The following is a 14,459-nucleotide window of genomic DNA, read 5'->3' as shown; positions in this document are numbered from 1 at the left end:
ATAATTCCCAACCAGCGGATCGCCGAAGAATGCAAATTACCATCGAAGTACCAGATCGCCTCGGCGAACAACTACAACAATTGGGAGATCGCCTTCCTGAAGCCCTCGTCCGCATCGCGTCCGACGTAGCGGATCGCGCACTTCAGGAACTCACTCCTACGAAAAACATCGCCTACCAAGACGATTCTCCAGGGGAGACGCTACGCGAACGCCAAATCGTCGAACTACTAGCCAGTCAACCAAGTCCCGAAGTAGTCCTCGCCATCCGCCCCACACCTGCCTTACAAGCACGGATGAGCGAACTACTAGAGCAGAATAAATCTGGCACGCTCACTCGATCGGAAGAAGTCGAACTCGATCGCTACTTGCTCCTAGAACATTGGGTGCGGTTAGCCAAAGCTCACGCCTATAAGAACTTACAGACAGTCGCATGAGCTATGTATCAGCCGCTCTACGTCGGCTAGTGACTGAACGTGCGAGGGAACAGTACGAGTATTCGGAGCATATCCAACTAACACAGGAACTCTCTAAGAGTAAGAGATAACGCATGACCAGATTACTAGAATAAGGATAATCCCCGATTTATTTCGAGATCGCCTAGCGTCATCTAGATCCGGTTGCATCAACACTTTCCCTTAGTGAGATGGTTGCATCGCTTGACCACTAGTTTTAACCGAAGATTTGTGGACGACTGCCTCACTTAGCCGCTGTTGAAACTCCTCTCTTTCATCGATGCTAGAAGGTTCGAGCTGTGTTTCCCCATCACGAACTAGAGATGAGTCTACTAAATGCTCACCCGCCGATTGTAGATCCTGACTGACTTGGTTTTCAGTCGCATCTCCAACCTGTTCGATCTTTTTCATCTGGCGGATAGTCCCCAACATCCCAGGATTTGCAGCCACCACATTGCGAATACCTTGTCCGATAAAGCTGTCCACTTGAGTACCCAGCCGATTCACGGCTTTACTCACTTTCTGAGCAGTCGTCCGATCTGCGGTCGCTCGTTCGTCCAGTGCAGCCATGATGTTAGGTGCGGCATTCTCCAGCACTGTTTTAGCCTCGTTTGTTTTCTCAACAACTACTCTGGCGAGTCTCTGAGCCAGAGAGCTGCTTTTATCTTTGGCAACCTCAGTCATCTTTTTCAACAAACCACCATCTTCAATACCATTCTTGCCAAAAGCTATGGTTTCTGAAGTGGTTTTATCGGTAATTACCACCCTGCGGTTTTCTTTGTCGATCTTCATACCGAACCGTTCGTTATCCAGAGTCACAACAGATCTGGTCGCTCGATCAGTTTGAGTGGCGGTTTCGTTGAGAAGACCATTTAATTGCTGCACCGTTTCAATCCGCTGGAGATCGGAATTAGCATGAGGTTTGAGATCGGTCTGTGCTGGAGCTTTGACAACATTAGCAATGGAAGTCACTAATTTACGAATCTGAGCAGAATTGTTGCCTTTTCTAATATTAAAATTAGTCACAATTTGCTCTGGTGTGACAGTAAAGTTAAATTCTTTTTCAACATCGACAACTTGATAAATAGCCGACCCATTTTCGTTAGCAGTTTGAGTAATGAGCAGGGGAGCTTTATCGTCTGCACTCTGTAATAAGGGTAATGAGGGAGTGCCAGAAAGAGTCCCAATTTGATGGAGTTGAGCAATGGTTACTAAATCATTTGCTAGCTTTGGAGTGACAACGATTGCAACAAAATCCGGTTGTGGTGATGTCGAAGTTTGCACATCATCCAACGAAGACAGCTTATTTATTGCTGCAACTGTTGGTACTAAAGGTTCGGGCGATCGTGATATTTGGGGTGCTTCTGTCAATCCAAACGCTACTGGTTTAAGTTCGGGGTGTTGAATATATTCTTTTAGCTGTGTTAAAGTTGCTAGTTCTTGGTTGTGATATTCATCAAATTTTGTTAACTTATCAACTTCTCGTATCAGATCTTCAATTTTATCTTTTCGGTTAGGATCTTCGATCTCCCCCCGATCTGCCAATTGTTGAGCTTCAGTCAGATCGATATTTTTTCGATTTATTCTTCCTAGATTTTCTCCTCGATTATGTTCGAGCCGTTCGGTATTCGTCTGAATTGCTGTCAGGACTGTTTCAATCGCAGATGATTGGATTTCTCCATACTTAGGATTGGCAAAGACTCGCTCCAAATTCTGTTGTCGTGTTTCAGCAGTCAAAGCAGAATTGTGAGGAATAACTGCTCGCTCGATCTCAGCATCCCGCTCGACAATTAATTCTGACAGGCTCAGATCGATTAATGTATACTTGGGCCGATCCAGACCATTAGCAGTCGGTTGAGCGGGATATTTAGCCTCAATGAAGGTTAGTAAAGCTTTCGCATCTGCTAATTTTTCAGTCCTTATCTGAATAGATTTTAGATCTGTCTCTTGGTCTTGGGGAAGTGAGTTTGGATTTTCCGCTAGATGTTTTGCAAACTCTGGGATGTTTACCTCTTCCGCTTCGATATTAGATTCAAGCTTTTGAACTAATGCTTGTAAATTAGTTATTTCAAACTGCTCTAATGCAGCATATTCTTCATTTGTGATGAATTTATCAGCGGCATCTTTCATTTTCTCAATTCGAGATCCAAATTCATCACTTTTGTCAAGACTCGCATACACAACATCTTTGAGATCGTTATATCGATCGTCAGACAAGTCTTCTAGTTGTGCTTTAGTGATGACAACTGACTGAGTTTCTGGCTCATTAAAAGGATCTTGAATTAATCCCTCTACATCCACCACCAGTGGAATTTCAGCTCCTACACTTACTGATGTTAATGGCTGCTCTATCGAGTCTGGTACAGCTTCTAATTGAACCTGAGATGCCTCAGAGAGTAGGTCTTCTAACCCTTGAATAGTCGATTTACTCAATTGATTATCCTGAATACTTTTAAGTAAACGATCGATGGCATCTTGCCCGATTAACTGTCCTTGTAAATTTAGTTCCTGACTGGCTAATGAACTAGCAACAGGTTGAATATCAGGAGCCATCGCCGCAGCGACAGTATTTCGATCGATCGCTAATTGAACGACCTCACTATTCATTAGCGGCTGGATTAAGTTTGCTGTGACATTGTTGTTCTCATCGACAACAATTAAATTCTCTCCCCACGGGGCAATAATAGTATTTTCTAACCCTTCAGGAGCTTTGTCGCCTGCGGGGGTGTTGAGCAATTTAATAAATCGTTCAGATTGTTCCTGCTTATTACCTTTAAGTTCCTGTCCGATCTTAACTTCCCCTTTAGTCTCTGCAAGCATAAAGTCTTTCAGAGAACTAAATTTATTTTTGATGCCTCTAGTAAAAATACCTGGAGCTTCCCACGTATCTTTAAGGAATTTTTTGACATTCTTAAACAGAGATAATATATAAGTCAATCCTACTTTAACAGCATTTTTCCGCACATCTCTCCGAAACTCACGAGTTTCATTATTCAGCCTGTCTTTCAAATGCTTGAGATTTTCTTTTCTTTCTGCCAAGCTTTGAGGCACAACAGAATTATCTGGAAGTTGTTCTGACTCCTTGTTATTCTTTCGTAAATTTTGGATCGTTTGAAAAGCATGGACTAGTCCATCAAGAGTTGCTTCAGTTAATCCTTCAGCCATTTTCTCAGCTAATTTTGAAATATCGGCTGCACTAGTACTTGACTGAGCTTGGGCGTTGGCGTGGATTCCGGTTAAGTCGGTCATTTAGATTAAGTAATGAGGAATAAGGAATGAGTGATAAGTTTTCGCTCTACAACATCTAAAGTTGCTGGCTGAAGGGTGTCCAATCGTGTTTATAGTTAAGTTGTTGATGGCAATTAGCAGTAATATTTCTAAATAGCACCTCTTGGGTTGATGTTTTAGAGACTTCGACTATTTGCCCGTCATAATAAACTAGTAAATATTGAGACTGATGTTCTAAAGATACGGGGCATAGATCGGGTAGGCAATATTTATGTCTGCTGCTTAATTTAATAGATTCATCGAAGGTTTCAATCAGATCGGGTAAATCGTCAAATGGAGTTTGATCGCCGTTAGCTTCAACCAGTTGTTTAATTCGAGAGTTAGTAATTTTCTCAGGTTGATAGACAATAAGTTCTAAATCTTTTTCTTGTTGAGCATTAGGCATAAACTTTCTCTCTAGTTGTTAAAATATCATCCGAGTATTTGAGATTAATCCCATGCGAACCGAGCAGAATCATTAATAATTCTAAGTCTCGTTCGATTTTTTTCAAGTCGAGACTACCGCCTTCTGGTGCCGTCATCCATCGTTCGTAAATCGATACATTTTCATCGATATACGAACCTGGAAGCGGCGGCTCATAGTTTAAATACTTGACAGCAATTTCAATTAGATTGCTTAGTGGCAAACTATTCGCATCAGAAGGCGGTTCGGGGAGTAAACGCTCGGCAATTGCTCGGCGTTCCTCCAACATTGCTGAAATAGCTAAATCACACATCGGTTCGGTTGCCATCTTACCCAGCATCTTTTGCCATGTCTCCACAGAGCGTTTGCTACTATCGAGATCTTCTTGCTGGACTTTGATACTCCGCAGGATGGGGACATAGGCTTCCGTTTTATTTGCATAACCAGGGGAGATACAAACAGCCTTACCTTGGGGAAGTTTGAGAAACCCCGCCGCTTCCATCAGTGGGACTTTGGAAATCTGCTCGGATTTGGAAGTAGAACGACCATTTGCGCCACCACTGCTACTAGTCGATTTCGTCCAGTATTTAATATCCTCCTCTCCCAAATACTTACTATATTGCTCTGCTGAAGAGTCATCTTGAGGGTTAAGAAAGAACTTAGTACCACAGTTAGCAAGGATCGTTCGCGCCCGATCTTCCCCATAAGCTTCTTTAAGCTGGGATTGATTTTGTAAACCTAAAATCCCGACAAAACCCGCCGAACGTGCCTCTGCCAGCCAATTAGCAATCTTAGGGAGGTAGATCGACGGCAACTCATCCAGGCTGGTTACTAGTGGCGAGGTACGATGGCGGGAGTGGGCGATATTGCGGGAGATCAGCGTATCGAGGACGGTAGCCAGAATTGGTGCCAGTACATGACGATAATCTTGATTCAAACCGACGACTACTAAGGTTTTACCCTCAATATCTGGCTTAAAGTTACTAGTCCCACACAGAGCAGGAACAAAGTCCCGTTTGACTAGTTGCTGGAAGACTTTTTGAGCCGTAGCGATAATACCACTCTCAGTGACATTAGTTTCTTTACCCCCGCCAGAACTAACTAATTGAGCAAAAGCCTGAGCATTCCACACATTCAGGCGTTTAGTCGCAAATTTAAGGCGGGAACTAAGATTAGGCAAATTGAGGATCGAGGCACTCATCATCAGATCCGCAAGTTCCGGTCTATGTTCGAGTTCGCCAATCCATTTAGCAGCCAGGAATACACCTTGAACTAGAGCAGATCCAGCGTTCTCAAAGAACTCATTCCCGCCCTTTTTATCGCCACCACTACTATTTTTAACGATCGTTTCAGCAATCTGTCCAGCAGCGACACCATCCCCAGGATCGCGAATAAAATCGAGCAAATTGAGAGTAGAACTCTCTGGAAAACTCGGCGCGAAAATCTGGACGTTATAACCCCGTTCCTTCGCGTAGCCAGCGATTTCTTTAGTCTGTTCTGGGTATTTAAAATCCCAGAGAACGACTGAGAATGATTGGTCGATTGCCGAACGTAAGAAAGGATTTAAAACTCCATATGATTTACCCGTACCCGCCGCCCCAAAAACTGCCGTACCTTGCTGCACGTCTGGAAAAAAGATCGTTTTATTGCTAGCTAAGAGACTAACTTTAGGGGGGAGACTAGCTTCAGCCTGTTGAAGTTTTTCGACGATTTCTGCCTCATCAATCTCGCGTTTTTTCAAGGATGTTTTAATCTCCTCAATCACCCAGTTTCGATGCTTGCGACGCACACTCGGCGGAGTATTGATGTACAGGGTAGTCGAACCAATCTTGGGTGATTTCAGTTGTGCCTTACCTTTTTTCTGGGCATTACTCTTCTCTGTCGTTCCACCCCAATACGCATGAGCCAGCTTGCCTTTGGGCTTACCGCCACCAATACTAACGATCGCCAAAATCGTCCCACAGATTAGAATCAAACCGAGGGGGGAAAATAAATAAGATTGAGCTTGTTGAATTGGTGAAAGATGAGCTGGTGAAAAGTGCGAGGTTGTTTGAGACATTTTATTTAAGCTTCACCTGACGATAAACACTCACACTAGTAGTGGGTAGCGGAAACCAGTTATTGCGCTCGGAAATGGTGAATAGTGGAATACCAAGGAAATAGGGTGTACAACCTACCAACCAGCCGCAGCCACGGAAGTTGATATTTACCGTTGCCGAGCCAGTTTTAGCATTGAGATTGCGAATCACAAACTTGACTCCACCAGCCCCGATATTCGCTTCTACTCCCGTTGGCTCCATTCCCCCATTTACCATCGCCAGTAGCCCTTCACCGCCCTGTACGGATAGGCTATCGCCAGAAATAATCTTGGCACCTCTGAGATAGGGCATTCCTACCCACGGATGAAATTCGGCATAGTCACAATTGCTGTCGCATTTAGCGTTAGGTTGACGATTCGAGCCAGACATAACCATGTGATGGATTTTGCGCTCTTTAGTCCGAATTACATCTAGCTTCATCAGCGCGATTCCCCCACTCAGACTGAATCCTGGCATCTCGGTAATCGGTAACTGACTCAGATTGGGAATAACGTTGGCGGGAAGTTTGGACAACCCATTGAACTGGCTGAGTTTGATATTCTGAATCTGGGGGAATTGAGCAAGCTGAGTTTGGCGTAAGTCCACCACCTTCCCTAAGATTTTGCCACCTTGAGAACTCGCCAAATTGCCAAGGGTAGTTCTGACCCCATTCGCAGTAACGGGCATACTCGCCATCGCTGGATTAGCCGCTAGAGCGTCAGAAATTTTGAGTTGGGATAACCAGGGTGTAGCTGTAGCTAGACTGCTATTGGGATCTACTGAATGTCTGGTTTTCTGGGCGATTTCTGCTGTCGTTAGTTGCCCAGTATTAAAGGTGGTATTCCAAATTGCCATCGGGATACAACTAGCTGGTGACGCTCCCTTGGCGCAATTAATACTTGTGAGTCCACCAAAAATACTCTGCGCTTGAGGGGGAATCTTAGTTGTCATCCCTTGAGTAAATTTTGCCATGCTGCCGATGCTAGTCTTCGCAAGGACATTATTCAGCGGTACTGGAGTTTCCGCTCGAACAGATAAAGCGAATAATGGACTAATTAGAGCGAGAGTTAATCCTATAAATTTGTTCACAACATCCCTCGGAGTTCGGACAGAAACAACCCGATCGCGAGTGCTGTCATAAAGTAGTAAACTAATCTACAAGCTTTGTTAAAAGCAACAGAGTTATTGAAATCGGCGAGTTGCTTGAGAATATTTTCCACGATCTAAGTTCCTAATAAAATTATTTTAGAAATTACCGTCGCATCCACAGCATATCGATCGGCTGCTTCCATTAAGGGAATACCTTGATATACAGATCCAATCATCTGTCTAATGGCATTAATCTGTTTGGGAGAATAGTCTTTTAAATCTCCTCTATTAATCGCCTCTCCCAAACCATTAGCTAATTTAGCGACTAATATGCGGCGTTCCTTATTACTCGCATCAATTTCTCCCCTCATCATCGAAGCACTGACAATCGGGTTTACCGGAGCTTGCGGAGCCAAGGTGAAGTCAACTAGAGCTACTGCTGCATCGGAGTTTCTCGCGTATCGAAGATTAAAAATATAAGTTTTTCTCTTACCAGCTTTATCCTTAGTAATGACAGTTAATCCCGACTGGATTGTCTTCTTATTAGTCTGAACCACTCCAGGGATACTCAGTGGATCGATCGGTGATAAATGGATGAGTGAAGCAGTGTTAGTTACGGTTTGGTCTTGACTATTCATCGAACCATTAGTTGTTAAACCTACCCACGACTTGTTTTCGAGAAACATCGTTTCAATTGTTTCTCCCAAATTCTCGAAATTAATATTCGTGCCAACCCCAGCATAGATATTAATATCCATCACTTCATTTAGAGGAGAATTAACGCGAACGATGATGGGTTTGCGATCGCGGACTCGATTAGTTACCTTAACTGGACGGGCGAATACCGGAAGATCGATCGTACCAATTAATAGAATTGCTGTTAAGCCAATTGCTGCTAAATTTCTCATATTATTTAATCTCAAAAGGCTTAGTTGTATATAAAGAAATTTTGGAGCCAGCAGGTAAAAACCAGACACGAGCGTTAGTTTCGAGTCGTTGAATTTCTGATTGATTGCGCTGTGCCCATTGCTGCACTAGCGGAGATGCCGCCCCATCGAGTACGCCACCAAGTACATTTGGGTTGCTAGTAGTAGTAGAAATTGCCGCTCCCCCTGTACTAATTTGGGTCTGGGTATTGGGTTGAATCAGGATTTTACCAAGCCCTTGCAGACCCCCAATCAAAGCTGTTTGCATATCCCGTCGATTAATCTCTCCGTTATTAAATTGTTTCAATTCAGCAATCAAAGGTTGATTATTAGTTCCTACCAACATTAAATTCCCAATGGGAATCGAATGTTCTACGCCACCGATGGCTACTTTGGCACCGCCAATTCTCAACATCCCATTACTAGCGACAGTAATTTGAGCCTGAATTTTAGTATTTGCCGGAATCGACATCCCACCTTGAGTATTCACAAATCCCTGCTCTAGGTTAAGGAGTACTTCTTGCCCTTGCTCTTCAGACAAGATTTGTAACGGTGTAATTAAGCTGGCAACCCGATTTTGCCCAGCAATAATCGACCTCCCAGTTTGGGTGGAACTAGTGGTTTGGACTAGCGATGGTTGAGGTACAGCCGCGACTGTTTGATCCCGACGCGCTCCAAATACTTCTACTGCACCATTAGTCGCTTCTTTCCAACTTAGTTGAGGCGTAACTTTTGTTGGTACTGGTGTTGATGGAGATTTAATCGCTGGCGATGGGGAAAACTTGGGAGTTGCCGGAATACCACGACTAGCAACCAAAACAGGCTTAACGACTGGTTTGGTTGCTATTTCCACAGGTTTAACAACTGCTTTTATTGTCGTCTCCACAGGTTTAACTGGTGGTTTAGGTTCGATTTTTATAGGTGCAGGGGTTGGTGTTGGTGCGGGGAGAATTGGGGGTTGAACGTTGGTGGGGGCTGAACTTGCAACAATCTGTTCGGGAGCAGTCGTCGCTGACTCTGGAGATTTTACTTTTTGGGGAACGGTAGCGGGGGCTAGATTAGTCGCAGTAGTAGGCGGAACACCAGACTTAGCAGCCTCGGCTTGTTGCTGCGCTCTAGATGCGGCTAACAACTGCTGTTCTTGCTGTTGCATCGCCAGTTTCGATTGAGCGACGGCAAATCGGGGATCTGGAGCAAATTCAACTTTTGGCTTGAGTGGTGAGGCTTCTGCTGCTGCTTGGACAATTTTCGCAGGTTCGCCGTTTCCATAAAACATCATGAAGCCAGCTATTGCCATCGGTACCGATACCATTCCTGTTATGAGCAAAGCCTTATTCTTACCTTGTTTATGTGGGGGAATCTTCGTCCTTTGGTCTTCGATTCCATCCTGTTTGGGGATCGAGTCATTGCCATTTAATGGCACTAATTCCTGGCTAGAATCTGATGGCACACTGCTAGATTTATGGGGAAACTGGGTAGTTATGCCATTCAATTCACAAAAAAAGTCTGAATCTAAATTGCCTGAGTTGAGATTACCTGAAAGTGTTTCGGGAGCGGCTTTTGTGTCTGGAGATATGACTTTCGGGTTGGTATCCATTCTGTGAGCGTAATTACCTGATTAATTGAGTTGAGCTAGATCGAAATCCAGTTACTGAGGGGCAGCGGGAGACTGTGTAGGATTAGCTGGATCTACGGGAGCCGTTGGAGTCAAATCTGGTAAGATTGGCTTTGTATCCTGTGGTGTGTACTCTTCGATGGCGTAAATCTCCAGTCCTGCCGATCGCGCCATTGCAATTACACGGGATAAATCTTTACGATCTTTACTAGCTGCTGAGTCCACATCGGTTAAAGATGGGGGGACGACTGCCCGTAGGTAGACAGTTTTGTTAAACGGCACCACTTTTTCAGTGGCAGTGGCATCTAAGGTGGCACGATAGACTAAATTAGCCACAATCTGAATCTTCCACAACCGCTCGTCACCATTGCCTTTAACCTCCACCGGATCTTGAATATCTAGGGGAATGAAAGCCACTTCCGATTTGCCCTGAAGGATTTGAAGCTGTGCCATCAAAGGTGCGATCGAATTGCCCAGAAACTCCTCGCGGAATTTATCGGCGAGCATCCAGGAACCACCCCAAACTGAGGTGGGGATTAATATTTTGCCAGTTTTAGACTCGACGGGCACCCCAGGATCTGCTTGGGGACGGCGAGGATCGTCTCCAGCAGCCACGGGTAAGTACTGCCGCCAAGTGAACAGTTTATTCAAACTGCCGACGGTGAAGTCTTTAATAAGCTGTGGCGAACGATCTTTACCTTCATAGGCTTTAACCTCGATCGTTTTACCATTAACTAACTGCACCATCGTGGGCATGGGACGATGGGCGATCCCATTTATTCCCATCGCTTGGACTAATAATAAAATTAGATTGAAAACAGAAATGCCTAAAGTCACCAAGATAAATAAGCCGATCTTGTTCTCATTTCCTCTGGAGCGATCTAGTTTGGTGAGGACTACAAGATCTTTAAATGAATCTGACATTTATCGGGATGGTGGAATTTGAAACGTATACCCCGTTTTAACCTTCAGATCGATCGAATGCCTTGCGACTAAATGCTGAAAATAAGTAATAAGTAATAAGTAATAAAGTGTCACAAAAGACTATACATCTCGCTCGAAGGTTATACTCGCATTCTGGAAGATCTGCCGAAAAATGAGACGGCTGATGAGCGACTGAAAAAATATTAACCAATCGCAAAGCCGCTGTACTCACGAGCATAGGGGGCTTGAAAGCCTAATACAATATCTTCTTTTGCTACGCCTTTATCCATTAAAGCTTGCCCGATCTGCATTTCAGTCATATTCTGTTGCACCCAGATTTTGCCATTGATGATGTCTAGATGTAAGTCACAATCATAGACTCGCCGATTATTACTCCACCCAATATCCATCACTTGATAGCGATCGTTTTCTCGATCGAAGATCGTCTGGGTTTGAACATCACCATTTGAAATCGGTACAGCAGCATACTCCTGCAAAACATCCTGTACAATTTGACGATACTTTGCTAATTTATCCATCTTTCAATCACCTCACTCACTGGTTCATAGACAATTAGTTTAATTTGATAACGCTCTACCGAAATTTTCAAAAACTCTTTTTGGAAGAACGCTTCATAAATTAATGTTGGGATTGCTAAATACAAAGAGCGATCGATATTATTAAGCTCTAGGGCTAGTCGATAGTTAAGAAATTGACCTAAAGCTGCGTGGTAGTCGGTAATTGGTGAATCACTAGCAAAGGTTTTAATCTCAATCGCAATCCTTTCTTCGCCACGATCCGCAGCAACTATCCGCTCGGCACCCAGATCGATCTCGAATTTCGCACCACCTGCTCCTACTTTAAGCGGATCGTCAGTTATCGTCCATTTTTCCTTTTCCAGTGCAGCACGAACGGCATAATGGAATAAATCTCTAGCCATAACTTACCGATCCGATTCACTGCTTCTATTTTAGAATATTTCAAGCCCCCTGCTCCAAACTGGCTATTTTAGCCAAAATGAGAAATTAACTAACCTCTTCTGCCAATTCGTAAAGCTCTCAAAACTTGGCTGTGTTGAGTAGCTTGAGTAGCTTGAGCTGCTTTAGCTTTTTTATTTTCTCCAGACTTCTTCAACCCATCTGAAGCACCTTTCCCTGAACTTTTAGCAACACCCATAACTGCGCCCGCACCAGCACCCTGGAATCCTTCTGCCATTGCCAGTGCCGAACCTTTAGCCATCATAAATGAAATAGTCGGCGCAAAAATCGCACCCAAAAGTTCGATCACAAATGATGCCCCTTCCATTGCAGTCGCAACTTGCCCGATTAATGCTAAAACAAGTGCGAAACAAATCTTGGCATTACAAACTGCCCAAAAACTGGTAAACCAGTCAACAACCGCTTTCTTATCCATAACTGCCATCGCCAAAGCAGTTGGAAATAAATAGAAAGCAATTAATGTTGCCAGTTCCATCGCCCAATAAAACCCGACAACAACTGCATTTAATAAAGTAATCACAATTTGTTCGCCGATATCTCCAAAACTAGGCAGTCCCTTGGAAAATATCCCCATCACACTATCCCAGTTAATACCGCTATTTTGCGCTCCATTTGCCGCTTGCATTTTAGCCACAATTTTAGTCTGAAGATCGAGCGCATAAGCCTTGGCTACAGGGTCTGCGGGCGGATTCATCGCGTTCAGCTTTTGAATCATTTTTGAAGCAGCCAAGGTACCACATACCCCTGGATCTGCATCGATTCTACATTTATCCAAATCGATCGTCAGGTCTTTAAAAATCGTACTAGATTTCATCCCTGGAGGCATATTCGCCTTGGTGCTATCTAGAAAAGCATCATTCCCAGATCGCGAGATCATATCAATTCCAAACTCGGAGCTTAAAGTTCGCAAGTTTTGGGTAAAACCTTTAGCCATTGCGCCACTATTGTATAACATGCAAAAAACAATTAGGGGCAACAATAAACTATTAATGATTTTAGTATAGTCAGGTTGTTCTCGATATTCTTCGTATAGTTGATAAACTTTCCATAGTAAAAATAGAACAGCTAATCCCATACAAAACTTGCTAAGTTCGCCAAAAATACCACTGCCATTATACATTTTAATCCAAAATTGATTGGTAGCATCAAGCGCAGTTTTAGCAGAGCTAGCAGCGAGAGTAGAAATATTTCCAGCTTGGGTAGCTGCGAGATAGGTTGGATAATAATCGATCGATAAACTCATAATAATAAATAAATACACCAAGCGATAGTAATATTTTCACTATTGCTTGGCGGTGAATAAAATAAAAACTCGATTACTTACAAGTCAACTTCGGGCGATAAATCGATGCCTGAAAACACTGTAAAGCGGTTTGTGTTTCGACATTTTTTTCAATTGCCACATCATGCCGGATATTAGCTTGATTAATCGTGTCTCTCACCAGAGCCGTTTGTTCGAGCAATTGTCCTTGAGTTGTTTTAGACTCAATTAGTGAAGCATTGATGCGCTCTTGTCCACGAGCAACTGCTGCTAAAGATTTATTTGTCCCAGCGAGAGCATCGAGGGAACTATCATAATCAGTCGCGGCAATTTCATTGGTCGTCTTGACATCGGCAGCCGCAGCATTACTATTTTGCTGATTGGCTTGAAGTGCGGCTGTACCCGTCATTGCCGCAGCAAAGGCTTTACTTTTCCGGTTGATGATTTCATTAGCAACCCCAGGCGTATATTCTCCCGTAGCTTGAGCCTGTTGCAGCACCTCAGCAGTAGCCTTCGCTTGTAGAGCTAGCGATGCCGCCGCAATTTTTTGGATGTCATCAGTATTAGTTTTGGCAATCTCTTGGCTGGTTGGAGGAGCAGCGGCACCGCCTTGTCCTAAAAACCCTGCTAAAAATGGAAATTGTTTAGTTAAATCGGCTAATCCACGAGTCATCATTCCGGTGACATTCGCAGTCATAGCAGTCAAACCTGGAATACCTAGATTGCCAACAGATCCTAAGACTCCTTGGGCACCAGAGACGCAAGCCATTGGATTGCTGATGTTATTGCAACTACTAGCGAGTGTCGCTAAATTCGCTTGAGCATCAAAACTCGCAACATTACCAGCCGTTTGGATAGCAGCACTGGCTCCAGAAGGAAGTTGGACTCCAGCAGTGGTGAGAGTTTGAGTAGCAGCATTCAAACAATTACCAGATGCCGGATTTTCCTGGCAAGTAGTACTCGTATCCAGTGCCGATTGACCGACTGCCTCATAGTTAATTGGGGCTGTTGTTGGTGCGGGAGGCATAGATTCAGGCGGGTTTGCTAGACTCACAGTTGGGATAAATGCTGATAGAACGGCAATCGTGCCCCAGATAGTTTTATTCATGAAAAGTCCAGCAGTGTTGATTAAGTGGGAATCAGTTCTTTGGCGTACTCATGCAAGCCTAGAACTGGATGCTTGGCAGCAGCCATCAATTCTTTCCGACGAGTAACCTCATCGGGATTATTGACCACAGCCGCCAAGCCGCCCGCACTCGCGTAAGAACGGACGCGAGTGGAGGTACGCCCATCGAGGAGCATCCAATTTGAATAGCCCAAGGCTGTGTTAGGAGAGAATGCGTCGGTCATACATGGAGCCAAAATCTCTGGCGGCATCAATAAAATATCTTGGAAGGCAGTGCTGACTTCAGGTTGAATCCTCCC

General features: G+C 44.0%; 13 protein-coding genes and 1 pseudogene. 1 reads left to right on the top strand and 13 read right to left on the bottom strand.

What is annotated here, in order from left to right; translation table 11 throughout:
- Positions 1-29: 29 nt before the first annotated feature.
- A complete protein-coding gene (locus ACEW9J_RS04640) occupies positions 30-434 on the top strand; it encodes a hypothetical protein (protein ID WP_373543969.1) in 405 nt (134 codons plus the stop codon).
- A 201-nt stretch (positions 435-635) separates the two neighbouring features.
- Here the strand turns inward: ACEW9J_RS04640 and ACEW9J_RS04635 are convergent, their stop codons facing one another.
- From ACEW9J_RS04635 to ACEW9J_RS04575, 13 genes and pseudogenes are all read right to left on the bottom strand, one after another.
- Positions 636-3,701, bottom strand: coding sequence for a hypothetical protein (locus ACEW9J_RS04635; RefSeq protein WP_373543968.1), 3,066 nt, complete (start codon positions 3,699-3,701; stop codon positions 636-638).
- Between the two features lie 55 nt (positions 3,702-3,756).
- Complete coding sequence (locus ACEW9J_RS04630; RefSeq protein ID WP_373543967.1) at positions 3,757-4,125, bottom strand: hypothetical protein; 369 nt, start codon at positions 4,123-4,125, stop codon at positions 3,757-3,759.
- Positions 4,118-6,202 (bottom strand): type IV secretory system conjugative DNA transfer family protein, encoded by a 2,085-nt coding sequence (locus ACEW9J_RS04625; RefSeq protein ID WP_373543966.1) that lies wholly within the window; start codon positions 6,200-6,202, stop codon positions 4,118-4,120. The genes ACEW9J_RS04630 and ACEW9J_RS04625 overlap by 8 nt, the downstream gene beginning before the upstream one ends.
- Before the next feature lies 1 nt (position 6,203).
- Positions 6,204-7,310, bottom strand: coding sequence for a hypothetical protein (locus tag ACEW9J_RS04620; RefSeq protein WP_373543965.1), 1,107 nt, complete (start codon positions 7,308-7,310; stop codon positions 6,204-6,206).
- Complete coding sequence (locus ACEW9J_RS04615) at positions 7,307-7,441, bottom strand: hypothetical protein (RefSeq protein WP_373543964.1); 135 nt, start codon at positions 7,439-7,441, stop codon at positions 7,307-7,309. The genes ACEW9J_RS04620 and ACEW9J_RS04615 overlap by 4 nt, the downstream gene beginning before the upstream one ends.
- 3 nt (positions 7,442-7,444) lie before the next feature.
- On the bottom strand, positions 7,445-8,218 hold the full coding sequence (locus ACEW9J_RS04610; RefSeq protein WP_373543963.1) for a hypothetical protein: 774 nt from the start codon (positions 8,216-8,218) through the stop codon (positions 7,445-7,447).
- A gap of 1 nt (position 8,219) precedes the next feature.
- Positions 8,220-9,833, bottom strand: a complete 1,614-nt coding sequence (locus ACEW9J_RS04605; protein WP_373543962.1) for a hypothetical protein — start codon at positions 9,831-9,833, stop codon at positions 8,220-8,222.
- 51 nt (positions 9,834-9,884) lie between these two features.
- On the bottom strand, positions 9,885-10,775 hold the full coding sequence (locus ACEW9J_RS04600) for a hypothetical protein (protein ID WP_373543961.1): 891 nt from the start codon (positions 10,773-10,775) through the stop codon (positions 9,885-9,887).
- Positions 10,776-10,978: 203 nt separating this feature from the next.
- Positions 10,979-11,314, bottom strand: coding sequence for a XisI protein (locus tag ACEW9J_RS04595; RefSeq protein WP_373543960.1), 336 nt, complete (start codon positions 11,312-11,314; stop codon positions 10,979-10,981).
- Complete coding sequence (locus ACEW9J_RS04590; RefSeq protein WP_373543959.1) at positions 11,302-11,715, bottom strand: element excision factor XisH family protein; 414 nt, start codon at positions 11,713-11,715, stop codon at positions 11,302-11,304. The genes ACEW9J_RS04595 and ACEW9J_RS04590 overlap by 13 nt, the downstream gene beginning before the upstream one ends.
- A gap of 89 nt (positions 11,716-11,804) precedes the next feature.
- Complete coding sequence (locus ACEW9J_RS04585; RefSeq protein ID WP_373543958.1) at positions 11,805-13,016, bottom strand: hypothetical protein; 1,212 nt, start codon at positions 13,014-13,016, stop codon at positions 11,805-11,807.
- 73 nt (positions 13,017-13,089) lie between these two features.
- Complete coding sequence (locus ACEW9J_RS04580; protein ID WP_373543957.1) at positions 13,090-14,142, bottom strand: hypothetical protein; 1,053 nt, start codon at positions 14,140-14,142, stop codon at positions 13,090-13,092.
- 20 nt (positions 14,143-14,162) lie between these two features.
- Positions 14,163-14,459 (bottom strand): annotated as a pseudogene (locus tag ACEW9J_RS04575) (hypothetical protein); the annotation flags it as partial.

It is taken from the genome of Chamaesiphon sp. (assembly GCF_041737865.1).
In the GTDB taxonomy this organism is placed as follows: domain Bacteria; phylum Cyanobacteriota; class Cyanobacteriia; order Cyanobacteriales; family Chamaesiphonaceae; genus Chamaesiphon.
The sequence above is the reverse complement of the archived record's forward strand: the minus strand, read 5'-3'. Positions and strand labels throughout refer to the sequence as shown.

Excerpts from the sequence above, each read along its gene's own strand:
- ACEW9J_RS04640 (WP_373543969.1), top strand. The coding sequence starts at position 30 with ATGCAAATTACCATCGAAGTACCAGATCGCCTCGGCGAACAACTACAA.
- ACEW9J_RS04635 (WP_373543968.1), bottom strand. The coding sequence starts at position 3,701 with ATGACCGACTTAACCGGAATCCACGCCAACGCCCAAGCTCAGTCAAGT.
- ACEW9J_RS04630 (WP_373543967.1), bottom strand. The coding sequence starts at position 4,125 with ATGCCTAATGCTCAACAAGAAAAAGATTTAGAACTTATTGTCTATCAA.
- ACEW9J_RS04625 (WP_373543966.1), bottom strand. The coding sequence starts at position 6,202 with ATGTCTCAAACAACCTCGCACTTTTCACCAGCTCATCTTTCACCAATT.
- ACEW9J_RS04610 (WP_373543963.1), bottom strand. The coding sequence starts at position 8,218 with ATGAGAAATTTAGCAGCAATTGGCTTAACAGCAATTCTATTAATTGGT.
- ACEW9J_RS04605 (WP_373543962.1), bottom strand. The coding sequence starts at position 9,833 with ATGGATACCAACCCGAAAGTCATATCTCCAGACACAAAAGCCGCTCCC.
- ACEW9J_RS04600 (WP_373543961.1), bottom strand. The coding sequence starts at position 10,775 with ATGTCAGATTCATTTAAAGATCTTGTAGTCCTCACCAAACTAGATCGC.
- ACEW9J_RS04595 (WP_373543960.1), bottom strand. The coding sequence starts at position 11,314 with ATGGATAAATTAGCAAAGTATCGTCAAATTGTACAGGATGTTTTGCAG.
- ACEW9J_RS04590 (WP_373543959.1), bottom strand. The coding sequence starts at position 11,715 with ATGGCTAGAGATTTATTCCATTATGCCGTTCGTGCTGCACTGGAAAAG.
- ACEW9J_RS04585 (WP_373543958.1), bottom strand. The coding sequence starts at position 13,016 with ATGAGTTTATCGATCGATTATTATCCAACCTATCTCGCAGCTACCCAA.
- ACEW9J_RS04580 (WP_373543957.1), bottom strand. The coding sequence starts at position 14,142 with ATGAATAAAACTATCTGGGGCACGATTGCCGTTCTATCAGCATTTATC.